Origin of the sequence: Wolbachia endosymbiont of Rhagoletis cingulata (assembly GCF_048537655.1) — a bacterium.
Taxonomy (GTDB): Bacteria; Pseudomonadota; Alphaproteobacteria; order Rickettsiales; family Anaplasmataceae; genus Wolbachia; species Wolbachia pipientis.
The window spans coordinates 577650-600973 of sequence record NZ_CP175927.1 but is presented as its reverse complement, the minus strand read 5'-3'; the positions used below and the strand labels follow the sequence as shown (position 1 = coordinate 600973).

General features: G+C 34.0%; 21 protein-coding genes and 1 pseudogene. 9 read left to right on the top strand and 13 right to left on the bottom strand.

Features of this window, described 5'->3' with window-relative positions:
- Positions 1–177 precede the first annotated feature (177 nt).
- The 4 genes from gmk to ychF all read right to left on the bottom strand — a co-directional run bounded on the left by gmk (position 178) and on the right by ychF (position 5120).
- On the bottom strand, positions 178–783 hold the full coding sequence (gene gmk, locus ACJZL3_RS02785) for a guanylate kinase (protein ID WP_022626283.1): 606 nt from the start codon (positions 781–783) through the stop codon (positions 178–180).
- Positions 767–2572, bottom strand: a complete 1806-nt coding sequence (locus ACJZL3_RS02780) for a pentapeptide repeat-containing protein (protein ID WP_070356815.1) — start codon at positions 2570–2572, stop codon at positions 767–769. The genes gmk and ACJZL3_RS02780 overlap by 17 nt, the downstream gene beginning before the upstream one ends.
- The gene (locus ACJZL3_RS02775; RefSeq protein ID WP_070356816.1) at positions 2565–3758 is read right to left on the bottom strand and encodes an ankyrin repeat domain-containing protein; all 1194 of its coding nucleotides are present in this window, start codon (positions 3756–3758) and stop codon (positions 2565–2567) included. Before ACJZL3_RS02775 ends, ACJZL3_RS02780 begins: the two co-directional genes overlap by 8 nt.
- Positions 3759–4025: 267 nt before the next feature.
- Entirely contained in the window at positions 4026–5120 is a 1095-nt protein-coding gene (gene ychF, locus ACJZL3_RS02770; RefSeq protein WP_010962597.1) for a redox-regulated ATPase YchF, read from the bottom strand.
- Between the two features lie 117 nt (positions 5121–5237).
- Here ychF and ACJZL3_RS02765 point away from each other — a divergent pair, with 117 nt between their 5' ends.
- Positions 5238–6170, top strand: a complete 933-nt coding sequence (locus ACJZL3_RS02765) for a hypothetical protein (protein ID WP_419198919.1) — start codon at positions 5238–5240, stop codon at positions 6168–6170.
- Between the two features lie 75 nt (positions 6171–6245).
- Positions 6246–7421 carry a CCA tRNA nucleotidyltransferase gene (locus ACJZL3_RS02760; protein ID WP_419198918.1) on the top strand — a complete coding sequence of 392 codons (1176 nt, stop codon included), beginning with the start codon at positions 6246–6248 and terminating at the stop codon, positions 7419–7421.
- On the opposite strand, the gene ACJZL3_RS02755 is transcribed toward ACJZL3_RS02760, so the two are convergent.
- The 3 genes from ACJZL3_RS02755 to ACJZL3_RS02745 all read right to left on the bottom strand — a co-directional run bounded on the left by ACJZL3_RS02755 (position 7405) and on the right by ACJZL3_RS02745 (position 9849).
- Entirely contained in the window at positions 7405–8652 is a 1248-nt protein-coding gene (locus ACJZL3_RS02755; protein WP_419198917.1) for a hypothetical protein, read from the bottom strand. The two genes, ACJZL3_RS02760 and ACJZL3_RS02755, sit on opposite strands and share 17 nt — an antisense overlap.
- Positions 8653–8730: 78 nt before the next feature.
- A complete protein-coding gene (locus tag ACJZL3_RS02750) occupies positions 8731–9180 on the bottom strand; it encodes a hypothetical protein (RefSeq protein WP_419198916.1) in 450 nt (149 codons plus the stop codon).
- A 135-nt stretch (positions 9181–9315) separates the two neighbouring features.
- The gene (locus tag ACJZL3_RS02745) at positions 9316–9849 is read right to left on the bottom strand and encodes an HK97 family phage prohead protease (protein ID WP_070357044.1); all 534 of its coding nucleotides are present in this window, start codon (positions 9847–9849) and stop codon (positions 9316–9318) included.
- A 568-nt stretch (positions 9850–10417) separates the two neighbouring features.
- On the opposite strand from ACJZL3_RS02745, the pseudogene ACJZL3_RS02740 reads away from it, so the two are divergent.
- From ACJZL3_RS02740 to tatC, 3 genes and pseudogenes are all read left to right on the top strand, one after another.
- Positions 10418–10498: pseudogene (locus ACJZL3_RS02740) on the top strand (WPE palindromic element domain-containing protein); the annotation flags it as partial.
- A gap of 604 nt (positions 10499–11102) precedes the next feature.
- A complete protein-coding gene (locus ACJZL3_RS02735; protein WP_010962604.1) occupies positions 11103–12200 on the top strand; it encodes a type I glyceraldehyde-3-phosphate dehydrogenase in 1098 nt (365 codons plus the stop codon).
- On the top strand, positions 12197–12958 hold the full coding sequence (gene tatC, locus ACJZL3_RS02730) for a twin-arginine translocase subunit TatC (RefSeq protein ID WP_010962605.1): 762 nt from the start codon (positions 12197–12199) through the stop codon (positions 12956–12958). The genes ACJZL3_RS02735 and tatC overlap by 4 nt, the downstream gene beginning before the upstream one ends.
- A 53-nt stretch (positions 12959–13011) precedes the next feature.
- Here the strand turns inward: tatC and ACJZL3_RS02725 are convergent, their stop codons facing one another.
- On the bottom strand, positions 13012–13467 hold the full coding sequence (locus ACJZL3_RS02725) for an arginine repressor ArgR (protein WP_010081874.1): 456 nt from the start codon (positions 13465–13467) through the stop codon (positions 13012–13014).
- Positions 13468–13592: 125 nt separating this feature from the next.
- Here ACJZL3_RS02725 and ACJZL3_RS02720 point away from each other — a divergent pair, with 125 nt between their 5' ends.
- The 3 genes from ACJZL3_RS02720 to ACJZL3_RS02710 are packed head-to-tail and all read left to right on the top strand — an operon-like array spanning position 13593 to position 15599.
- Positions 13593–14327 carry an ABC transporter substrate-binding protein gene (locus ACJZL3_RS02720; protein ID WP_038198776.1) on the top strand — a complete coding sequence of 245 codons (735 nt, stop codon included), beginning with the start codon at positions 13593–13595 and terminating at the stop codon, positions 14325–14327.
- Positions 14327–14974 (top strand): amino acid ABC transporter permease, encoded by a 648-nt coding sequence (locus ACJZL3_RS02715; protein WP_419198915.1) that lies wholly within the window; start codon positions 14327–14329, stop codon positions 14972–14974. Before ACJZL3_RS02720 ends, ACJZL3_RS02715 begins: the two co-directional genes overlap by 1 nt.
- Positions 14958–15599: an amino acid ABC transporter ATP-binding protein gene (locus ACJZL3_RS02710; protein ID WP_010962606.1), complete on the top strand. Its 642-nt coding sequence runs from the start codon at positions 14958–14960 to the stop codon at positions 15597–15599. The genes ACJZL3_RS02715 and ACJZL3_RS02710 overlap by 17 nt, the downstream gene beginning before the upstream one ends.
- A 390-nt stretch (positions 15600–15989) precedes the next feature.
- On the opposite strand, the gene ACJZL3_RS02705 is transcribed toward ACJZL3_RS02710, so the two are convergent.
- Entirely contained in the window at positions 15990–17189 is a 1200-nt protein-coding gene (locus ACJZL3_RS02705) for a phage major capsid protein (protein WP_065094900.1), read from the bottom strand.
- Positions 17190–17237: 48 nt separating this feature from the next.
- Here ACJZL3_RS02705 and ACJZL3_RS02700 point away from each other — a divergent pair, with 48 nt between their 5' ends.
- A complete protein-coding gene (locus tag ACJZL3_RS02700; protein WP_010962608.1) occupies positions 17238–17531 on the top strand; it encodes a hypothetical protein in 294 nt (97 codons plus the stop codon).
- Positions 17532–17723: 192 nt separating this feature from the next.
- Here the strand turns inward: ACJZL3_RS02700 and ACJZL3_RS02695 are convergent, their stop codons facing one another.
- From ACJZL3_RS02695 to ACJZL3_RS02680, 4 genes are all read right to left on the bottom strand, one after another.
- The gene (locus tag ACJZL3_RS02695) at positions 17724–18521 is read right to left on the bottom strand and encodes a hypothetical protein (protein WP_007548904.1); all 798 of its coding nucleotides are present in this window, start codon (positions 18519–18521) and stop codon (positions 17724–17726) included.
- Between the two features lie 49 nt (positions 18522–18570).
- The gene (gene pyrF / locus ACJZL3_RS02690) at positions 18571–19245 is read right to left on the bottom strand and encodes an orotidine-5'-phosphate decarboxylase (RefSeq protein WP_010082622.1); all 675 of its coding nucleotides are present in this window, start codon (positions 19243–19245) and stop codon (positions 18571–18573) included.
- 30 nt (positions 19246–19275) lie between these two features.
- On the bottom strand, positions 19276–20598 hold the full coding sequence (locus ACJZL3_RS02685) for a hypothetical protein (protein WP_010962610.1): 1323 nt from the start codon (positions 20596–20598) through the stop codon (positions 19276–19278).
- 168 nt (positions 20599–20766) lie between these two features.
- Positions 20767–23304: an AAA family ATPase gene (locus ACJZL3_RS02680; RefSeq protein WP_419198914.1), complete on the bottom strand. Its 2538-nt coding sequence runs from the start codon at positions 23302–23304 to the stop codon at positions 20767–20769.
- Positions 23305–23324 lie beyond the last annotated feature (20 nt).

Here is a 23324-nt window from a genome sequence, read left to right as displayed (position 1 = left end):
CAGAAAATTAATTTCTGTGAGAAAATTTGCCGTCATAGTTAAACCTCACTTGAACAGTTGCTACTATTTTAACCATTTAATCTTAAAAAATAATAAATATAGCTAAACTGTGAAATGTGCTATTGGCTAAAATAGGATAAGAAACTATAGCTGCAAATATCCAAATTGATGTTTTTATCAGTCTTCCAGACTTGGTTTTTCTTTTAGTTTTTTAAGTCTTTCTTTATTTAGTATGGAGCTTATCTCTTCTACACTTTTATCAATATCATCATTGATTATTACATAATCATATTTATCACGTTTGCTTATCTCTTTTTGAGCTTCGGCTAATCTGCGCTCTATTTCGCTTGCATCATCACTATTACGCTTTTGCAAACGCAACCTAAGCTCTTCCATTGAAGGGGGAAGTATAAAAACACTCACAACTTTTTTTCTCATGAGCTTGAATAAGTGAAATGCTCCTTGCCAGTCTATGCTGAGTAAAACGCTTATTCCACTGCTCAGGTTTTGCTCTATAAAATCTCTTGGTATACCATAAAAATTCTCAAAAACTTTGGCGTATTCAAGCATTTGGCCAGCTTTGCATAACTCGTGAAATTTTTCTTCGGTAACGAAAAAATAGTCTTTTCCATTTATTTCGCCGGGGCGAGGCTTGCGTGTAGTCATAGAAACAGACCTAACTAAATTAGTTGATTGCTCAAGTAATTTTGCTGATATAGTAGTTTTTCCAGCTCCAGAAGGGGAGGATAGAACCAATAATACGCCCTCACTTTTTACGGTCATTTTTCTTTGCATTTTTTAACATGGTGCTTTTTGGATCAGAGTTTAAAAAGCTAGAACCTTCTAAATTAGAATTTGATAAGTTGGTGCCAATGAGAGAAGAGTTATCAAAGACAGTATAGCGCAAATCGGTTTTTTCAAAATTTGCCTTATTCAAATTAACGTTTACAAACTTTGCTCTACTCAATGTTGAATTAGAAAAATCGGCATTTTCTAAATTCATATTCTTAAATTCAAAGTAAGAATAATTTACATTAAATTTTTCACCCTGTGATATTTTCTCTTGCAAATCTCCAATTGAAGTTATAGCATTTTCTAACCCTGCAAGTTTTTTCTGTCCTTGATTGTCAATCAAAATCGAATTATCAAACTTGCAATCTGTTAAATGAACATCAGCAACTGAACTTTTATATATGCTTGAAGAGTGAAAAGACATATCACTAATTGTTGAATTACTCAAATTGCTAAGAAAAAAACTAGTTTTCCTAAAGGCATTAGCGTGAAGCAAAGAAGATCTGAAATCGCTTTCAATAAAATTTGAATTAGTTACTTTTAAATTGGACCAACTCGAATTATCAGCTAATAAATTAAAGAATGTTGAATTTTCTATTTCACTGGAATCAATATTATGGCGAGAAAGTGTACTGTTATAAACTTGAGAGTCTTGGATTTTTATCTTATACATTGAAGTTGTAGAAAGGTCTGAATCTTCTATCTTCACATAGGTGAATAGTGAATGGTCAAAAAATGAGCCATTCATGTTAGAATTTGCAACTTTAGTATTATGAAACTTTCCGTGACGAATGTCAGCATTAGAGACATTAACTTGATGCAGTTCACTAAAACTAAAATCAATATTGGATAAATCAGCATCATGAAGATTTGCTTCAGAAACATATGCATGTTTTATCTTGGAACCATTTAGTATAGATTGAACAAAACTTGAATTATCGTCATTCACATAGGAAATTTGTGTGTTGCTTAAATCAGTTTCGTCGAAGTTACTGTTAATTATGATAGAAGAATTAAGGCAAGCATCGGAAAGATTGCTACCTGTAAAGTCTGATTCTTTTAACTCTGCACCATATATGTTAGCATTTTTTAATGAAGAAAATTGTATCTTTAATTTATATGCATCCACTCCAAAGAAACTTGCATTATCAAGGTTGTTTTTCTGCATAACAGTATCGTTTATTTCACTATCACTAAAATTTACGTGGCTAACATTCGAGTTTGATAAGTTGGAGAAATTCATTTTCACATTCGAGAAATTAGTATGCAAACCAATTACGTTGTGCATACTTACTTTTTTGAGATCGGAACTGATAAAATCAGCATAACTAACATTAGACTGATCAAATACGATATCTGTTAAGTTTGCAGAAACAAATTTTGTAAAACTCAAATTTGTACCTTTTATTTTAATGCCATGTAAATTAGCATTGGAAAAATTAGCACCACGTAAATCAACATCAATGAAAGACACATCGGATAAATCGGTGTTAGAAAAATCGGCACCAATCAGACTTACTCCATCAAAAACAGATTTACTTAGGTACAGTTGGTTAAAATTAGCTCCATTTAAGTTAGAACCAAAACCTTTCTTAAAATCTTCTGGCACGCCCTCTTTGTGGCACTGCACCAAAAATTCAGCAAAGTCTTTTTTACTGTAAGATACGTATTTTGCATCACGCAAAGCGTTTAAAAAATCACTAATCTGATTTTTTTCATCATTTGTTTCGTTTCCATAACATAAATGACCAACTAAAATTAATATCAAAAATCTAATCATCTTGCTTATCGCACTGTATTTCTTTCGTTTTCACAGCCCAATCGTACATTGCTGAGCTTTCTTTATTGTCTATTTTTCTATCCTCCAAAAGATGTGGCATCATTTCGGCAATCGCATTTATTATATTGATCTGCTTTTTTTCGATTGCTATATCAATTGGGGATTGAAAATTATTGTTAACTACTCTAAGATCAGCACCTTGTAATAAGAGAAAGCGCACTATGTCTACCTCACCTTGTTTAACTGAATAAATGAGAGGAGTATCACCCAATTTATTTCTAAACCTTAGTATCTCTTGAATTGTTAATCCAATTTTTTCTAGCTTACTTATTACTCCTCTTAAGCAAGTTAAGTTGTTCTTCTTAATGCAGTAAAAAAATTGCTTACTGTAATCATCAATAAACACAGTTGTAGGAAGATGCTCATTAAGGCTATCATATTGTCGTTTATATATTGACTTGCTTTGTATGTCTTTATGACCCCATTCTTTTATTGGTTCTCTGTTTAGCTTTGTCCATTTTTGTAAACTTTTCTTTTCACTTTGCTCTTCTTCATCTTTTTTAGTTATAGGTTTTACTCTATTGCGGTCCTTGGAATTACTGTTTGTTTCTTTCACTTTTTTTTCTTCAGACTGATTCTCTACTTTTTCTTTTTTTCCCTCTAATAATTGACTCGCATCACTTTTTGAAAGTTCATTATCTTTTATATCAATCTTCTGATCAGCTTGTAGATTTTTTTGCGGGTTAGCTGTATTCTCATTTAAATCAGCACTTAAAGGCAAAGGCTCTGGTTTCAAATCTTTATTCACTTCTTTATTGGCCACATTTGGTAAATTTTGAGCAAATTTGTCTGTGCTTCCTTCTAGCTGGTCATTTGGCAAATCTTTATCAATCCTTTCACCTTCACTTATAGTTTTTTCAACCACGAAAGCTTTGTTCTCGTTGTGTTGCAGTTTCTCTTTATCGGTAGTGCCGTCTAATCTTTTGCTCTCAGCCTCTTGTGTTTGTTTAGCATCGACGTTGCTTTTTAACTCATCTTTTTGATTTGTGCTATCTTGCTTCCTTACACCTACATTTTCGTTTTTATGAACTGATTCAATTTTCTTTTCTTCAAGCTGCTCTACGGCAAACAGGATGGGTGATCCGAATACGACAGCTAATAATATAAAATATAAAATATTCTTCATAAATATCCCAAGCATAAGCTTAATTAAAATGATACTATAATCAAATGATTAATCTACAGTAAAAAATGCCTTAGGATTTAATTTATAAAAAAACAATAGATTTTTTGTATCTGTTCAGGGGCATCGCAAATATTGAAGCAAAGTGGTCAGTGCTTACTGTACGAACATTGTGGTTTGAGAGCAATCTCCGCTAGGGAGGATGTCATCCCAGTGCCCAGACACTGGGATCCAGAAAACTTAACTTTAAATAAGTGGCTGCATAATAAACTACACATTAAACCTAAAGTGCATTATATCGCCATCTTGCACGATATAATCTCTGCCTTCAAAGCGAATTTTTCCTGCGTCTTTGCAAGCTGATTCACTTCCATACTTTATGTAGTCTGCAAAGCTTATTGTCTCTGCTTTTATAAAGCCTTTCTCAAAATCAGTGTGGATTACACCTGCTGCTTTATCGGCTGTTGACCCTATTTTTACTGGCCATGCACGTGCTTCTTTGGGGCCCACAGTAAAGAAAGTTATCATACTCAGCACTTCATACATAATACGCGCTACTCCATCAAGGCCTGATTCTTGTAAGCCAAATTCTGATAAAAAACTCTGTTTTTCCTCTTCACTATCAAGATTTGCAATATCTGCTTCGAGTTTTGCTGAAATGCAATAAAATTTGCTTTTATTTTCCTCCGCCATCCTCTCTACCTTTTTAGATAATTCATTGCCAGTTATAACATTTGTATCTTCAACATTGCAAACGTACATAACGGGCTTTGTTGTCAGCAATTGAAGCAACTTCATCTCATCTTCATTGATATTCTCCAAACTTCTTGCAGGTTTACCTAATTTTAAAGTAGCTAATACCTCTTGCATTAATTCAAGTTGTCTCTTTAGCTCTTTATCACCTTGCTTTGCTTTCTTTTCCAATTGAGGAAGCCTTTTTTCTATGCTATCAATATCAGCTAGGATTAATTCCATTTCTACCACTTCAGCATCTGATATTGGATCTATTTTACTGTGTATATGGCTGATATCGTCATCCGTAAAGCACCTGAGCAGATGAACGATGGCATCAACTTCTCTGATATGGCTTAAAAATTTATTGCCAAGCCCTTCGCCTTTGCTCGCACCCTTTACCAGACCTGCAATATCTACAACTTCTAATTGGTTGTAGATTACCTTCTCTGAGCCTGCAATTGCTGCGATTTGTTTCAAACGTTGATCTTTTATCGAAATCTTGCCTATATTTGGCTCGATTGTGCAAAAAGGATAATTTGCAGCTTCGGCTGCACTTGACTCTGTAAGCGCATTAAATAAGGTTGATTTTCCTATGTTTGGTAACCCAACTATACCGCAGTTAAAACTCATATTTGCTATGTAAAATTATAACTATTGCATAATTTAAAAATTTCTGCTATACTTAATTAGTCGCTTATTGACAATTTTGTTGGTATAGTAATATATAGCTTAAATTAAGGTAAAACTATGACTACAGCTAAGAAACGGAAACTACCAAGTGACTTTCATGATGTTGAGGTTGGAATAAAAAGGCCCAGGATCTCAGGGCAAGAAATAACTCTTTTAAATAGTAACCCTTACCCTGACAATTTCTATGTAGGACAAGCAATTGGTAATGGAAGCTGTTTTTTTGACTCGTTCAGGCAAAGTCTAGAACAACAGACAGGAGAGCAAGTTACTGCCGAAAAATTAAGAAATGATTGTAGGGAATTTGCGCAAAAGAATCCACCAAAGTGGTTTACAAATGCAATTGTCAATAGTCATGATAACAATGGCCAGCACCGTAGTGAAACTGTAGATGATTATACAGCAGACATTATGCGTAACAGTAGGTGGGGTGATCCTGACGTTGAAGGCAGAATACTTTGTGAAAAGTATAAGGTAAAGCTACATGTTATAGAGAACCAGACTGTTGATAACCAAGATCTGTCTTTGCATGAATTAATAGACAATTCAGGTTCAAAAAGTGTAGGTGAATACAATAAAGTTGATTATGATGATAGTAGTACTGTGCATATAATAAACAAAGGCGGATTGCATTTCGAACCATTGCTTGATAGAAATAAAAGTTCAGCAAAACAACTGCAAGAGGAAACCAAACTTAAACAAGAGCAAGAACAAGAAGATTTCCTATTAGCAAAAAAACTGCAGCTAGACGAGATCTTAGAATATTGTAACCTTTCAAAGGATATCTCTGAGAGAGCAGAGGTTGAAAAGGGATTTGATAAGTTATTGGCAGAAAATGCTGATGGAAAAATTGGTGATGTTGTAGGGCAGTGCGTTAGTGATATAAAGCAGCGCATAGAGCAGCAAAACCCTTCAAGTTTACTAAGATGTGGTACGGAATCGATGGCAGAACCATTTCATCAACAACGAGCACCACAACTTGTAAAATCTTAATAGCCCTGTATATTTTTATATAGGGCTTTTGCAAGCATTTCATATAATATGAACTTCCAGTACGTACTAACCTAAATGCAAGTTGACCATGAGACTAGTTTAATTATTGATGCCATAGAGGAATTTGGTGGTGAGGCTAGGCTTGTCGGCGGGTGTGTGAGAGACTCAATTTTGCAGCGTGATGTCCACGACATCGATTTAGCTACTAATTTGCTTCCCAATCAAACGATTAAAGCGCTAAAACTCCGTAATATAAAAACTATTCCAACTGGCTTAAAACATGGAACTATCACTGCGGTTCTAAATCAGAGGTCTTTTGAAATTACGACACTAAGGCATGATGTGAAATGTGATGGTAGGCATGCAAAAGTAGAATTTACCAATAATTGGCAAGCGGATGCTTCAAGGCGCGACTTTACATTTAATGCTCTGTATGCAGATAAGCATGGCCATATATATGACTACTTTGGTGGTATAGAGGACTTAAAAGCGCGAAGGTTAAACTTTATAGGCAACGCTGAAGATAGAATTAAAGAAGACTATCTACGTATTCTAAGAGCTTTTCGTTTTCATGCAAAAATATGTGTCGGAGATTTGAGTGATGAAATACTAAGCGTATGCAAAAAGCATTCGCATATGATCCAAAACCTCTCTGGAGAGAGAATAAGAGATGAAATACTTAAATTGCTGGAGTGCAATGATCCTTTTCCAACACTTAAGAGCATGCAAGAATCTGATGTTTTGCAAAAGATTATCTCAAAAGAAGTAAAATGCGAAATTCTGTCTTCGCCACTTCTTTTGGGCACTGATGCACTAGTAAAATTAGCGTTACTCCTTAGGGCTACTAAAAAAAATGACAGGTTAAGTCTTGGAGAATATGTAAGCAAATTTTTACGTCTTTCGAACAAGCAAAAGAAAAAGCTGCTATTTTTACTATCCAACGATATCAAAACAGAACTCTCAGAAAAAGAGCAAAAAAAATACATATCTTTATTTGGTAGAGAATTATATTGTGATTTAGTGAAAATTTGTGGTGTTGAGTCTGGAGAAAATGTTGATGAATACATTTCATTTGCTAACACATTCAATATTCCAAAATTTCCTTTATCTGGCGATGATTTAATAAGTATAGGTCACCAGCCAGGAAAAAGTTTAGGTAGAAACTTGGAATTGCTAAAACAACATTGGGAAGATAGCTCCTACACTTTAACAAAAGAGGAGCTGGTGCTTTATGCTAAGAACCTATTCTAACTGCTTTCTGACTGTTCAATGAATGTATGCTTGCAATATTAGGGGAACTCATAGAGGAATTAGGTATATGTTCTTTTTTAGCTTTTTCTGTTAATTGATATTCGTTTACTCCTCCTTGAGTTTGATTACACATTCCCTGATCTGGAGATAAAAATTTATCTCTTATGCTTAATGCCAGTTGTAACTCTTGAATCTTATTTGAAAAACATTTCATTTTAGCCTCTGTTAATTTTCCTGTAACAATTTCTTTAAGCAATTCTCCTGAGTCGTTATTATTATTATTCTTGCTATTAAAGCTGTGCAAGATAGAGTCTACAATCTTATTTACCCCTTCTTGTTTGTTAAATTCTAATTTTTTTACGCATTTTCTAACAGAAGGTGACAACTTGGCTTTTAACGTGTCATCTCGTAGTTCTTTACCCATATTTTTTCCAATGTTACAATGTTCGTTGACAACTTCTTTAACCTTAGCTTCTATGATCTCCCTTGCGGATTGTTTCAAATTACTTTCTAATAATTCAAGCAGCTTACTGCTTTCAAATTTGCCATCATCTTGATTTGATAGAGACTTTATAGTTTCATTAAGCACGTTATGGCAAAAGTGTTTCTCTTTAAATTCAGGAAAACCTTTTTTTAACTCCTCGTTTTTCCCAGATAAAAAGTTATTGAGACCCTTATCCCTAGAAAGCTTATTGGGCAAGTTTCGTAATTTTGAAAGAGTTGATTTTGCAGTAGATACTGTACTCACTGCACCTGCCTTTTTAGCCAATTGACCTTCTTTTGCTTCCTGTAGTTTCTTAGTGTCAGCTTTCAATTGACCTTCTAAATCAATCTCCAATTGTTGTTTAGATTCTTGAACACTTTGTAATTGCTTCCCCAAGTTCTCCATTTCACCCAATTGAGCAGTCAATGTATTCACACTTAATCGTAGAGCTTTGTTTTCATGACCTAAGTCACTGACTTTATTTTCTAATTCAGTATTTTTGTCTTTAACCTGACACAATTTATCAGTCTGTGATTTAAGTAAAGCCACTAATTTGCTAGCTTGCCATTGTTGATTCAATTCAATTAATTTATCCTCCTTGTCCTTTAACCTACTCTTAAGTTCTATTATTTGTGCTTGCAGACTTTCATTATCTTTCCTAGTAGCTTCAATTTCTTCTCCTTGCTCTCTTATTATCATGTATTGATCAAATATAGTTTTCTGTTGTTCATCAACTTTATCCTGCATTGCTTTTTTATCTTGTTTGTATTTGGTTAGTTACTCTTCTCGTTCGCCTGCATCTTCTGTAAGTCCCTTATAACTCTTTTAAAGTCCTTCAATTGCAGATCGTAATTCTCTATTTTCTTCTTTTAAGGAAGCATTTTGTAAACGTTCAAGTTCTAATTCCTGATTTATGCCCTCCAGCTGTTCTTCTAATGCTTCATCATCTTCCTCTGTTATCAATGCTACTCCATCAGTCTGAACCCCTCCATCTTTGTTTATCACTACACTTTGGCTCTCTTTCTCTACAACTTCAGGTTTTAAGTCAACTTGAACACTTCCATCTATTGTCTTAAAAGCATCAGTTTGAACTTCATTGTTTGCAGTAGTTTTATCGTAGTACAAAATATTTTCTGCCCATCTATTCCATCTCTTGGGCAATATTCGTCCAATCGTTTTTAGATATAACCAAGCAAATACAGTAGACCAGCTGTATTTTTTTTCCTTTCGCTTAATATTAATTTCATAATTAACCTTATTATTAATATTTAGCATAAAATTACCTTATTTTTTAACTTTAATTTACAGAAAATTTTAATAGTAATAAAGTTATATATATTAGTATAAATGTTAAACAAATACTAACGCAGGTGTCAAATTATGGTAAAGTCTTTGCCCGCCTAATACACTTTAAGCAGAAATGTACATGTCTGCAAGTACAGCATTTGCTTTTTCTATCGCTCTTGCTAACACTCCCTGTTCATTGTTCTGATTTTTCACATTGATTACCTGAGCAGCCAAGTTTGCAGGAAAAGTGACCAAACTGACTTCCCATAATTCCACTTGTTTTAACACTCTAGCTCCACTTTTATGATCAACATCATACTCTATAGGTATATAGCCGATGGAAAGTCCGTTAATTGCCCCAGTTTTGAGCATCAAATACACTTCTTCTGCTTTCTGAATACCCAAAAGTAAATGTGCGGTTATATACAGGCCAACATCATTTTCATAAATATCTATGATACTACCTATAGGTTCGTCAGGATTATGCTGCCAAAGGAGTTTTATTTTATTTCTGTTTAAATTTTCCTTAAATGCTCCGGGCAATATCAGATCATTTTGTTTATCAACTATGTTAAAAACGCTCGCATAACCAGAAAATACACCGTTTTCTCCTATACTTTTTATTGACAATGGTGAATAGAGAAATTTCTTATTCATAAAGCCTCCTGTAGTATTGGGAATTTTGTTTCGCAATGCACTGCGATATAATTCTATTATATGCAGTGCTCTAAAAGGGGGAAGCACTTTCTTAGTTACTAAAAACGCTAAATTGTAATATGGTACAATGTTACAACGATGTCATGAAAGTAGCTGAAACTGGTTCCTTTATGACGGCAGTACCTTCTCCTGTCATCCGAGTAGCCTCCTTTTTTTGTCATCCCAGTGCTTGACACTGGGATGGCTTTGTTGCATCGCTACTTATGAAAGGCTAACTATAGTTAGGATTATAAGCAACCTATTGAAAATCTTGTTTTTTTGCAATCAATCTGATCAAATTTAAGAATAGTAATTTGTTATTTATATTAATAAATTTAATTCTATTGAAAATAGCTAAAGCATTGAAATTCTTGAATTTTAGCCGGATTGGTAAATGGTAGTGAAATTTCTTTTACTCAAATTTAGGTATTCATTGACCGTTCTTGTTATAAATACCAGAATAATAAGCTACTGATATTCCCTATCTTTTTTATCTTTAATCCATCATAGCTAGCGATGCAACAAAGCCCACTGGGATCCAGAAGACTTAATTTCAACCAAGTGGCTGCATAATAAAGGCTGGATTCCAGTGTCAAGCACTGGAATGACATCACAGGGGCATTGACCTCTCTTGGGCTCTTTTAGCTATAAACATTAAGAAATTTACCAAATGAAAAAAAAGGCAAAAGAAGCCCTGGGGTTATTATCTGCTTTAAAATATTGGCGTTTTTTATGTTTTAAACGTTTGACAAGCAAGATTTAGCTGCTTTTAATTGCAACTAACCTACGCTGCAAATGTTTAAGAAATTTACCAAGCAGAAAAAAAGACAAAGAATCCCCGAGTTAGCTAGTCTTTTACTATCTCTGTCAAGTATTGGCATTTTTTGATGTCTTGTAACGCTTTATAAGCGCGTTCAGCTTATTTAGATAAAAATCTAGATGTAGATGAAGTTTTGTAAAGACATACAGTATCTATATACTGCAAAAAATTAAACATAAGACGCCGATACATTAAGTAATCCTTACCTTTTAATCTGCAGATTGGCGAAAGCAAATACAATAGCTTCAGTTTCATGATAAGGGGGCTGGCGGAGTTTGTCAAGCAAGTTTTTAGCCCTGTCTCCTTGCTATAATGTTCATATCGATAGAAAAGCAAAAGAATAAAATGAAATATCAAGTGATATCCTCTATAATTAAATTTTTTGAATGAAGAGATGACGATTCGTGTAGGAATTAATGGTCTGGGTAGAATAGGCAGAGGCGTATTGCGTGCTATTTTCGAAATAGAAGAATATAGCAAACAAATAGAAGTTGTAGCTGTCAATGGATCGCTCAGTGCAAAGCAGCATGCACATTTGATTAAATATGATTCTGTTCATGGCAAATTCAGTGGTGATATTGATTTTAATGAGTCTCAAAATTGGATTTCTATAAATGGCAAAAAGTTTTCTTTATATAGAGAACGGAATCCTGAAAATATTCCTTGGAATGTTGATGTAATACTTGAATGTACTGGTGCATTCAATAAACGTGAAGAAGCAATAAGGCACAATGCAGAGAAAGTAATTGTCTCTGCTCCAGTTCCGGATGCTGATGTCACTATAGTTTATGGTGTGAATGACGATATGCTCGAAAAAGAGCATAAAGTGATATCAGCAGGTTCTTGCACTACAAATTGCCTTGCTCCGATTGTGAAAGTCCTACACTCCAGTTTAGGTATAAAAAGCGGTTTTATGACTACTATACATGCCTACACGAATGATCAAAATGTTCTTGATGGTAATCATAAAGATTTGCGTAGAGCAAGGGCTTGCGGATTATCTATGGTGCCAACTACAACCGGGGCAGCAAAAACAATTGGTTCTATAATTCCTGAATTAAAGGGCAAGCTAGATGGCACTGCCGTCAGAGTTCCGGTTAGCAATGTTTCTATGGTTGATTTTACATTTACGACTGATAAGAAAGCGACCGTTAAAGAAATCAATGAAATGTTTAAGGATGCAGCTCTCTCCTCTACGTCATTCCAGCGCGTGACGCTGGAATCTAATTTCTGGATCCCAGTGTCAGCTACTCGGATGACATCAGAGGGTACTAGGATGACAGAGGGTTATCCAATGTCAAATGTACTTTCTATATGCGAGGAACCTTTAGTCTCAATAGATTTTGTGCATAACCCTTATAGTGCAATTGTGGATTTAACTGGTACATATGTTACAGGTGATATATGCAGGGTTGCAGCGTGGTATGACAATGAGTGGGCTTTTTCGCTGAGAATGTTAGACATAGCATTATTGAGCTATAGTAAAGTATGAACTGGAACTCAAGCAAATACGCCTCATTTTATGAGCACTTTGCGGAACTCAGAAAAAGAGTTATCTTTTGCTTTCTATTTTTTTGCGTTGCTTTTGGTTTTTGTTATTACTTTAAGGAAAATATATACCGTTTTTTACTCGCACCTTTAATAGAAGCAACAAAAGGTAGCGAAGGTTTTTCTTTAATTTACACAGACTTAACAGAGGCATTTTTTGTGTATCTCCAAGTTGCAATAATGAGCGCACTTTTGTTTTCTTTTCCTGTGTTTGCATGGCAATTTTATATGTTCTTAGCACCTGGGTTATATAAAAGTGAAAGGGCAGTGTTGTTGCCATACTTGATTGCAACACCGGTTTTATTTGTAACGGGAGCTACTGTAGTCTATTACTATATATTTCCTTTAGCCTGGAAGTTTTTCATCACTTTTGAACATAGTGGGAAATCTTTCGGTATACCAATAGAGTTTATGCCATCAGTTAGCGAATATTTAGACCTCGTTCTCCAATTTATGTTTGCTTTTGGCACTGCATTTCAAATTCCAGTAATACTCACATTAATGGTGAGAGTAGGGTTACTCACTACACAAAGTTTGTCAAATAAACGCAGAATCGCGATAGTGGTAATTTTTATTATCGCTGCAATCTTAACTCCACCTGATGTATTAAGCCAAGTAGGGCTTGCAATACCTATGCTGATTCTATATGAATTGTCCATTCTGATATGTAGGTATATTGAAAAAAAGAAGACAAAGATTTAAACAAAGAAATCCCTCTTATCTCCTTTATATCACATTTTTAACTTACAACATTCTTATTCAGGACTTAAATATGGAAATGTTTCATAAATTGATTGTAATACTTTGTTAAGTTCAGCCTTACTTTTGATGATCAATAATACTGTATCATCACCTGCTATAGTTCCTATAATTCCTATGTTTTTGCTATTATTTAATGAATAAATAACATACTTCTGATCTAGAAAGTAAGCTAGGCTGCTAGCTTGTCCTGGTTGAGTGTGTAGTACTATTAAACCAAAATCCGAAATTTGCATATTAAGTATTAATGGTAATCGATATTGGTTGATGTCAATTACTTTATACATACCAGCAACTTTGGCAATTTTAAGTTTTTTTAATTTTCTTGATAAAGTAGCCTGAGGAATGTTGTGCCCTCTTTCTTTAAGCAAGGTCTGTAAATCGCTCTGCTCTAAAATTTCGTGATTTTGAATAATATTTAAAATATGTTCACCTAGTGTGTTGTCATGCATTATGCATTTTCCTCATATTGAATATGTAATAAGTATATTTGAAATTATATTCATTATTTCTTGACTATTCAATTTTTAATGTCTATATTCATAAGATGAATAAAATATGAATATAAATTAGTAATATGAAAAAATATATTTTAAATGCTATTATAGTGATAAGTATTCTATTAACAGGATGCAAGGAAAATAAACACGATAATATCATTAGATTTGCAATTTCTGCAGATTATCCACCTTTTGAATATTATGAAAATGGTAAATTTACTGGCTTTGACATTGAGCTTGCTCAATTAGTAGCAAAAGAGTTAGGTAAAGAAGCGATATTTAAAGATATGCAGTTTAGTGCTATATTTGCAGCATTGCAAAGTAATTCTGTAGATGCTGCTATATCTACTATTGGTAGCACAGAAGAGCGTGAAAAAAATTTTGATTTTTCAAATAGTTATTATACAGGGGAATTTGGTATTCTATATCACAAAAATAAACCCATAGCCGGTATAAACAACTTAACTCACAAGAAGATAGCCGTTCAACTAGGAACTGTCATGGAAATTTGGCTAAAAGAGCATGTTCCTACAACAGCTCAAATTATTGCTATAGACAATAATAATCAAGCTGTAGAAACATTAAAGTCTGGTCATGTTGATGGCGTCCTAATTGATGAATTCCAAGGTAAAGTATTTAGCAAAAAAAATCCTGGTCTATCATGGTCAGCCACTGCCAAGTTAGATGGTGGTTATGTTATTGCTGTGAATAAAGGATCTGCTTTAAAGGATAAAATAAACGAGGCATTAAAAAGTTTAGAAAGTAAAGGTGTAATACAAAAAATAGCAGAAAAATGGCTAGGAGATAACTGATGCAGGAATTAATTTCTAATTTCTTGTTTGTTGGAACAGGCCTTGCCTTTACTTTAAAATTATTGATTGGAGGACTGCTTTTAGGTGTGAGTCTAGGGGGATTATTGTCAGTACTCAGATATAATAAGATCTGTATTCCATTAATTAATGGAATTATATCTGTAATACGTGGCACCCCCCTTATATTACAGTTAAGTGTTGTTTATTTTATGACCCCAACCATTGCAGGAATTAAATTAAACATATTTAGTGCTGGCATTATAGCATTTGGTCTAAATAGCTGTGCTTATATTGCTGAGATTTTACGAGCTGGTATTGAAACTATATCAAAAAACCAGTTTGAAGCAGCTAAAACTTTACAAATACCTAGTTTCTATATGTGGAGAGATATTATATTACCACAAGTTATTAAAAATACTCTTCCTGCAATGATAAATGAGATCATTGCACTCCTTAAAGAAACGGCATTAATCTCTACTATTGGTGGTGTTGATATTATGCGCTCTGCGCAAATGCTTGCAGCAGAACAATTTACTTATTTTATACCACTTTGTCTTGCTGGGGCTTATTATTACGCTCTTGTATTACTAATTGAATATATAGGCAAAAAGATTGAACAGAAAGGTATATATGATAAAAATGCATAATGTTTGTAAATTATTTAATAATGTTCCAGTACTTAATAATATTAACCTGATTATAGAGCAATCTATAGTTGGTCTTGCTGGTCCTTCTGGTAGTGGTAAATCAACATTGTTACGTTGTATACAAAAACTCGAAGTTTTAGATTCTGGTAGCATTGAATGCAATGATAGTACTGGTTTTGTATTTCAGGATTTTCAACTTTTCTCACATATGACTGTCTGGGAAAATCTTACATATGCTCCCAAACTTAAAAACAAAACTCAGGATCAAAGTGATTCACTACTTGAGTCTTTGGGTATTGCCTCTAAAAAAAATGATTACCCTAGTAATCTATCCGGTGGGCAAAAACAGCGGGTTGCGCTTGCCAGAAGCTTAATGATGAATCCAAGGATTCTATTATGCGATGAGCCAACGTCTGGTTTAGATGTAGCAACAATAGTCGACGTTGTGGAACTACTACAATCAGTTAGAGATATGGGTATTACTATGATTATCGCTTCTCACAATTTGGATTTTTTAACAAAAATATCAGATCGGATTATTCTGTTAAAAAACGGAAAAATAATTGTAGATATCAATCCTAAAGAAATTGATGAACCAACAAACTATTTAAAAAATAATTATTAAAAGAGAATCACTCATATCATACTGAGAGCTATAACAGATCTTAGCATCGAAAATTACATAATATACATTATGGAAAACAAAATTACATAATGTAAGAAGCAATGCTAAAAATAAAATCACATAATATAGCAAACTATAGCTAACCCAAGAAAGGTTTTCCTACGTCATACCGCCGCGATATCTCAGCATAGATTCCGCTAACAAGTAGCGGAATGACGAATTTTTGTTTTTCAAACTGTCGGTAAATCTAAGTCAGTTTAGCTATATGTGTCAAGCACTGGGATGACACCCTCCTGATGGGCCAAAATCACAATGTTCGTACAGTTATGGAATGAATCGCGGTATGACGTGTTGCTTTGATCAGCTATAAAGATGATGCTGCGGAAGTTTTTAGTACTTGCTCGCAACTTTCAACAATTTAATAGCACTGGTGTTTACAACCTCTCCGCCGACACGCTTAGTGACAAAAAACCTCACATAAGGTTTATTCGTATAAGGGTCTCTTAATATTCTCATTCCTCTGTTATCTACAATCTTATAAGCTTGTTTGAAATCTGCCATCGCAATTACTGGTAGCTGATTGTTTGGCGCTGGTGGCATATCGGCAGATTGATATACTGGTATTCCCATTAAAGTATCTGGAGCTTCAAGCGACAGACTTGGCTGCCAGAGATACTGACCTGTTTGAGATTTTAGCAGCCTGATATCCTTCAACGTACTCCTGTTCATCAAAAATGACGCATTTTTGGAATAATATTCGTCCAGAGAGTAATACAACATCATTATTGAATCACTATCTAATTTTTCAGTTTTAACTTGCTCTATTTTATTATAACTGTTTCCATTTTCATAAGCTAAAATTCCTTTTGGTTGAAAAGTGCCCTCACCCTTAATGAAGGCTTCGCTTTCTTCCTTACTAAAAGTCTCGGCAATCTTTTCCACCAGCCAACTCTCAACATCGACAAACGCATCATCGAGTAACTTTTGTGATATTTGTGGTTGAGCATATAACTCGTAAGTTGTGACGGAAATCTTTTGGATTTTGGGCGTGTCCGTATCTTTTGCAAAATCATACTTAGACTTATTGCCACCGTCCTCATCATCTACTGTTTCACTGCTCCAACCTGCACCGGCGCGGTCAAAATCTTCTATAATGTAATCCAATGTTTCAGTAGAGATTCTTTGACTGGAGCATATTTGTCGCATTGGGGACGAATCAGTTACGCGCTTGTTTATGCGTTTTACAATATGCGGAGTAACTAGATACCCCCCGATATCACTGTCATCTCCACTGAGGGTTTTGTGTGATAAACCGCTTTCCATTCCCTTGCGGATATAATCAGAAAAATATTTATCGCTTGTGCTAAAATCTGTATTTACTTCTGGGCGTTGAGCTGCAGTTTCGATCAAGTCTAAACGCTCTTTGCAACTATCAATGGCATTATTTACCTTGCATAGCTGCTCAATTGTTGCAGAATCAGCACGCCCTTTGCTTTCAATTTCTTTTAGTTTGCGATCATTTATTAATTTAAATTGCTCCCATGATGAAGCGAGTTCATTGATACGGTGAGCGATATCGGTAAGTGACATAATAGCCTCCTTTGAAAATGAAATAAAAATGGAAATAAGGTAATAGGAATGGCATCCATAGATGTTTCCCACAGTTGTACGAATATTGCAATATGGTACATAGTAAACGATGTCATTCCAGTGCTTGACACTGGGATCCAGCTTCTATGCAACTTAATTAAAAACGTTTGTTTTAGCGTAAGACAACTACCTTTAGCTCATCAGCTCAGTTATAAGCAAAATTTCTGGATTCCAGTGTCAAGCACTGGAATGACATCATCTGTTGTGCAATTTACCTTTAAAAATGAATATCCGTACAGTTATGTGCTTGGCACTGAAATGGCATCATTTTTTATCTGTTGAAAATGTAAACCGAAAAATAGCGTGGCACTTTGTGCCACGCTTAGTACTGTAAGCTTAATCCAGTAATTAAATTAAGCGAGGTAAAATAAAAGATAATGACACTATATAATGTTCGTTCTTTTATGTCAAGCACTTTTTTGAATTTTTTTGGTGATAATTTTTATCCAGTTATTTTATTATTGTAGTATAATTTCAATGCCAGATACTATCATTATGATCACTATCTAAATTTAAATCGTAATTATCATCAAATTTATATATCCCCTCCATCTCTTCTCTATGCAATTCATGTGAATCACCTAAAGCTTTTTGATTAGAAACGTCAACACAATACTGTAACAGTGCTCTTAATGCTCCAGCACTATCTTGATCTAAATTAAAATTGCTAAAATCAAATTTCTGCATATTCTCCACATGTCCTTCTCTACATAACCTACATATCTTAGCAAAAGCCCTTTCACTTTCTCGACTCCAAGCATTAAGAAAGTAAGGATCTACTACTTTGCTAAATTGTTTCTCTATCTCTTCAAGAGAGCTCTCTGGATTAAGTTCTAATATTACTTTGAAAATCCCACTGCCATGGAATCCATAAAATTTACTAGATAAGCTATCTTTTACAAAATTAACTGCATCATCTATTGTAACACCAGAGCGAGATTCAAATATCATCTCAAATGCTCCATAACAACTATCAATACCAAAATTAATTATTTTTTCCATAAAATCAATTACCTCTTCTAAGGAAATTTGTGGCTTATTCCTCAAGATAACTTCTAAACTCTTGACAAAATTATGCCCATGCTGACCCATAGCATGGGTTTTCCCATTTATTGTATAATGATATAGCTTCTTATTTTCTATTATATGCTTATTGCACTGGTAGATATGTAGCTTATTCAATTTGCCAGAATATTCCTCTATTTCCTTATCTGGTAATTTTGAGCGGAATTCCTTGATTACTTCGCGTATTATTCTATTGATATTACTCATGCTTATTCCTAATTAATATGTTAGTATTTTTATAAATTAAGTTATTATATTAAAATTCTTTCATGGATTTCAATATTAGCTCCGCACTACTTGTAGTTTTTGTAATGGGTCTGCCAATGACGATATAATCAGCTCCTGAATTTATTGCTTCTTTTGGTGTTGCTGTTCTTTTTTGGTCGTCATGACCTGGATCTATACGAATTCCTGGAGTAATAATTTTAAAGTCTTCACCGCATTCTCGGCGCACTTCCTGAGCTTCCAATGCAGAACAGACTATTCCATAGAGTCCAATCTTTTTTGCAAGCTTTGCAAGCAAAATTACCTGTGATTTTACTTCTCTTGCTACTCCAAGCTCGTTTAAATCCTCATTGCTCATACTAGTTAGCACTGTCACTCCAATCAGCTTTATTTTTGTGCCTTGCACTACACTTAGCGCTTCTTCAAGCATTTTTGTCCCACCGCTGATGTGCAGAGTTAACATTTCAACGTTCAGAACTTTTATTACTTCAACTGTTTTAGCTACAGTGTTTGGAATGTCATGCAATTTCAGATCTAAAAAAATTGGTACATTGCATTTTGCAACTTCTTGCACTCCAGAAAGACCTTGAGCAGCAAAAAATTCTAATCCCAGCTTTACCATGCCAACTTTACCACGCAGAGCATTAGCTAGAGAAATAGCCTTATTTAAGTCTTGTGTATCCAGTGCGCATATTATTGGGTTCATTATCTTGCATGATTTATCTTATAATAAGACTCATTGTTGTGTTTTGCAAATACTTTCACTCTGATTGAACTGACTGCGTTCATAAGATTCTGTCAATAGTGAATTTGGCAACTTGGTCGGGGTGGATGAGCGACTGACAAATAATGATTCATATCCAAGATCTTCCAGCGAAGAAGAAGGCGTTTCGTCTGGCAAAAGCCGTGCAATTTCTCCTTGTAACGCAGACTTTAATATTTGAATCGTATCTAATATTGCTTTTCCATCATTATTTCTTATTGGTTCTTCTATATTGTCTGTTACGCATCTTATCAACAGTTGCGCAAAATTCACTTGTTTTTCTTTCTCTTTCAAAAAATCTTCTATTTGACTGTCTCGTTCTAAAAGTGAATTTCTTAAACTTTTTACTTCATTATTACAATCTTTTCTTATCCCATCTAACTCAAAAGATTGATTTTTAATTAAACCATTTGCTTCATCTAACTCTTCAAATTTCTCTTTTAATTCTTTAGATAAATTTTTCTTTTCTTTGTTGACCTCTTTAATTTTACATTGTAGCTTATCTAAGTTTGCATGCAGCCTTTCTTGTTCTTCACGTAATTCCTCTACTTCTTTAGAAAGTTTATTTTTTTCCTTATTCAATGCCTCTACTTTTTCACTAAGTTCATGTTTTTTCTCACGTAGTGCCTTTTGTACTTCACGTAACGTTTCTATTCTATCATTTAACCCCTTATTCTCTAGCTCTAAATGTTTATTATCATCCACTTCCATCTTCAGCTTTGCAATAAATCTACTTCTTTCTTCCAACTGTTTCTTTAAACATGAGATTTCAAGTTTTAATTTCTCTTCCTGCTCATTAAGCTTACCTATTTCCTTTCTTGTTTTGTCCAATTCATTGTCTATTTCAAACGTACGATTCTTTGCTGTTTCTAATTTTTTCTCTAAAGATTTTTTTTCTTCAAGAAGAGATTCTCTCTCAACTTCTGACTCATTTACTTTCTGATCCAATCTTTTTGCTCTCTTGTCTAAATTTTGCTTTTCTCGAGTTAATTCATGTTTTAATTTTTCCACTTCTTTGTTTGCAGCTTTTTCAGCTTCCTTTCCTAGAGTTATTTTATTTTCTAACTCTTGCTCTTTCTGAGCGAATTTATTTCTTTCAACCTCTATTTTTTTATTATTACTAATTATTTTATACGAAAGTGCAAGCACCAAAACAGATAATGTAGCTAAAGCAAGAATTAGAGGAAGAGGCACATTAGAAGTTACAATAAGCGCTAAAGATGTAAGTAACGTAAGAGTAGCTAAGGAACTAGCTATAAAATAAAATGTGTTAGCCTCACTAAGCAAATTGCTCATTACTCCCCTCCTCCCCCCACGTTCAGCAGTCTTGTATATATTTATTAAAATTCTCTTATCTGTGGAGGAATTATAGTGCTGCACCTACAACAAACTTTCCTTTTTCAGTCTACTAGCTAAAAATGGCTAAGGTTTTATGTATCCAGTGTACAACTGTACTCAAAATGTCTAGTGGCTATTGATCGGGGTAGAACATCCACTGGTATATCCAGGATCTTCCACAAATGAAGGAACAGACGTTTCGCCTGGCAAATATTGTGCAGCTTCTTCTACTAACTCAGACTTTGTTGCTTGAATCACTTGTAATATTACTTTTTTATCATCATCTCTGATCACTTCATTTTCCCTTACTAATTTTTCTACCTCATCTGTTACATATTCTATCATCCATTGCAAAAAAAGCACTTCTTCTTTTTTCTTTTCCAATAAAGCTTTTTGAAGTTGTTCTATTTGAGAGGATTGCTTCAAAAGTGAACTGTTTAATTCTTTCACCTTATTATCGCGATCATCATTCACTGTTGTTAATGTGTTATCAGATTCTTTCTCTTCTTTTTGTAAAGATAATGACTCCTTTTCCAGCTCCTTAATTTTAGATAAGTACTCTTTCTCCTTTGTACACAATTTATCAACTTTACTTTCAAGATCAGTGCGCTTTTGACGTTCATCACTAACTTTACCTTCTAATTCTTTCTTTTCCTTTTCCGACTGGCATAACTTCTTCTCTAATTCTTCTATGTCGCTTTCTGAGCTCTCATGTTGTTCTTCCGATTCTAAAGTTTTTAATTGTTTTACTTCTTCTACTTCTACTTTTTTTCTTAACATAGTTAATTGAGTACGCAGAGAAGAAGCTTCCCTACTTTTATGTTCTAATTCCAAGTTTAATTCATCTTCATATTCCAATCTTAAGCGTAACTCATCTTCATATTCTGACTTTAAACATAACTTATTCTTTTCACTTTCTAATTTGCATTGACACAATTCCTCCATTAAAGAATCCACTTTTTCATTCAATCTTGTATTTTCATCACGTAACTCTTGGTGTTCAAGAGAAAGCATCTCCTCCTTATGTTCTAACTGACCTTTTACTTTTGCTTCCAATTCTACATTATTACTAATTATTTTACATGAAAGTGCAAGCACCAAAATAGATAATGTAGCTAAAGCAAGAATTAGAGGAAGAGGCACATTAGAAGTTACAATAAGCGCTAAAGATGTAAGTAACGTAAGAGTAGCTAAGGAACATAAAGCGTCATTCAGCTTATGTGATGGTCTGGATGTGTATTGCTGTGATTCTCCTATAGAATTTTCAATTTTCCTGTTAGTCTGCTTATTCGACACCTCTCCAATATTATATTTAATATAAAAATCTTTAATTATAGTATAAGCAGAAGTTCCAATCTTGTTGTTTAACTTTTCAACTATATAATTTATAAAACATTCCACATCTGCTGCTGAGATAGAGAGTGTTGTAAGTGTTGTTTCGTTTAAAATTCTTGAGATAGCATGCTTGTACTTTTTATTTTTTAATTTTTCATTCAGACCATCCTTCAGTATATTCTTAAGTATACTTCCTTCTATCATAGTAAACTTGAGTTTACTACTCAAACGACTTCCCCTAACAAGTGATGCATCTAAATCTTGCAGACTAACATTAGTTGTAGCAAACACCGTCACACCTTTATCAGCTTCATCGAATCTAGTGAAAAAATAATTTAAAGGTACTCGATTGGCATCAGTGCGTCCCTTGCCAAAGCTGTCGATTTCATCTATAAGAACTATACAAGGAGCGTTTTCGTTTGCTTTATTAAAAAGCTCATTTATATTTGATTTTTCAAGCAAATCAGCTCCAGAAACTTTTATAAATGTAGTTAGAGATATCAGCTGATCCCCAATCGCCTCAACAATTGAACTCTTACCAGTTCCTCCTGGACCGTGAAAAATGAATCCTCTTTGTATTTTTTCTTGCTCTTCTTCTGAATCACCTGATTTTGCTGAAGACACTATATTAATATTATTTTTTATTGATTCATAAATATTTACTAATTTTGTTTTTATCTCTTTTATAAATATAAAATCCTCAAATGCTTTCTTCCCTCTTTTTTCACCTTTTGCGCAAAATTTCATAAAAATCTTTTCTTGTGTTTTACTTTCTGTTGCAGCACTAGCAATCTTTGCCTTTAGCTCTTCCATTTCATCTTTTGTTGCAGCACTACCAATTAGCTTTTCAACTTCATTACTAAGCTTATTTATCTCTTCTTTTGTTGCAACACTAGCAATCTTTACCTTTAGCTCTTTCACTTCATTGTTAAGCTTATTTAGCTCCTCTTTTTTTGCAGCACTAGCAATTAGCTTTTCAATCTCATTGTACTGACTACTAAGCCTCTTATTTAGCTCTTTGATTTGAGGCTCTAAGCTTTGTATTATATTTTCTTGCTCTTTAGCTAATCCATTTTTTTCATTAGGTTCTGCTTTTTGTGCATCAAGCTTTTTATTCTGGCTGATCATTTTACATGAAAGTACAAGCACCAGAACAGAAAGTATAGACAAACTCAAAGCAACAGGAAGAGCTACATTAAAGGCTGCAACTGAAGACAAGAACTCAACATAAGGGGCAACGGCAAGTGTCCCAGACGCAAGCAATACCAAAGTAGCAAGAGCACCAGCTATAAGATACGGTGCATTGGCTTTATTATATAAATCCCCCATTATTATTCCCTCATACTAAT

Coding starts and splice junctions, on each gene's coding strand:
- gmk (WP_022626283.1), bottom strand. CDS start 783: ATGACCGTAAAAAGTGAGGGCGTATTATTGGTTCTATCCTCCCCTTCT.
- ACJZL3_RS02780 (WP_070356815.1), bottom strand. CDS start 2,572: ATGATTAGATTTTTGATATTAATTTTAGTTGGTCATTTATGTTATGGA.
- ACJZL3_RS02775 (WP_070356816.1), bottom strand. CDS start 3,758: ATGAAGAATATTTTATATTTTATATTATTAGCTGTCGTATTCGGATCA.
- ychF (WP_010962597.1), bottom strand. CDS start 5,120: ATGAGTTTTAACTGCGGTATAGTTGGGTTACCAAACATAGGAAAATCA.
- ACJZL3_RS02765 (WP_419198919.1), top strand. CDS start 5,238: ATGACTACAGCTAAGAAACGGAAACTACCAAGTGACTTTCATGATGTT.
- ACJZL3_RS02760 (WP_419198918.1), top strand. CDS start 6,246: ATGCAAGTTGACCATGAGACTAGTTTAATTATTGATGCCATAGAGGAA.
- ACJZL3_RS02755 (WP_419198917.1), bottom strand. CDS start 8,652: ATGCAGGATAAAGTTGATGAACAACAGAAAACTATATTTGATCAATAC.
- ACJZL3_RS02750 (WP_419198916.1), bottom strand. CDS start 9,180: ATGCTAAATATTAATAATAAGGTTAATTATGAAATTAATATTAAGCGA.
- ACJZL3_RS02745 (WP_070357044.1), bottom strand. CDS start 9,849: ATGAATAAGAAATTTCTCTATTCACCATTGTCAATAAAAAGTATAGGA.
- ACJZL3_RS02735 (WP_010962604.1), top strand. CDS start 11,103: ATGACGATTCGTGTAGGAATTAATGGTCTGGGTAGAATAGGCAGAGGC.
- tatC (WP_010962605.1), top strand. CDS start 12,197: ATGAACTGGAACTCAAGCAAATACGCCTCATTTTATGAGCACTTTGCG.
- ACJZL3_RS02725 (WP_010081874.1), bottom strand. CDS start 13,467: ATGCATGACAACACACTAGGTGAACATATTTTAAATATTATTCAAAAT.
- ACJZL3_RS02720 (WP_038198776.1), top strand. CDS start 13,593: ATGAAAAAATATATTTTAAATGCTATTATAGTGATAAGTATTCTATTA.
- ACJZL3_RS02715 (WP_419198915.1), top strand. CDS start 14,327: ATGCAGGAATTAATTTCTAATTTCTTGTTTGTTGGAACAGGCCTTGCC.
- ACJZL3_RS02710 (WP_010962606.1), top strand. CDS start 14,958: ATGATAAAAATGCATAATGTTTGTAAATTATTTAATAATGTTCCAGTA.
- ACJZL3_RS02705 (WP_065094900.1), bottom strand. CDS start 17,189: ATGTCACTTACCGATATCGCTCACCGTATCAATGAACTCGCTTCATCA.
- ACJZL3_RS02700 (WP_010962608.1), top strand. CDS start 17,238: ATGGCATCCATAGATGTTTCCCACAGTTGTACGAATATTGCAATATGG.
- ACJZL3_RS02695 (WP_007548904.1), bottom strand. CDS start 18,521: ATGAGTAATATCAATAGAATAATACGCGAAGTAATCAAGGAATTCCGC.
- pyrF (WP_010082622.1), bottom strand. CDS start 19,245: ATGAACCCAATAATATGCGCACTGGATACACAAGACTTAAATAAGGCT.
- ACJZL3_RS02685 (WP_010962610.1), bottom strand. CDS start 20,598: ATGAGCAATTTGCTTAGTGAGGCTAACACATTTTATTTTATAGCTAGT.
- ACJZL3_RS02680 (WP_419198914.1), bottom strand. CDS start 23,304: ATGGGGGATTTATATAATAAAGCCAATGCACCGTATCTTATAGCTGGT.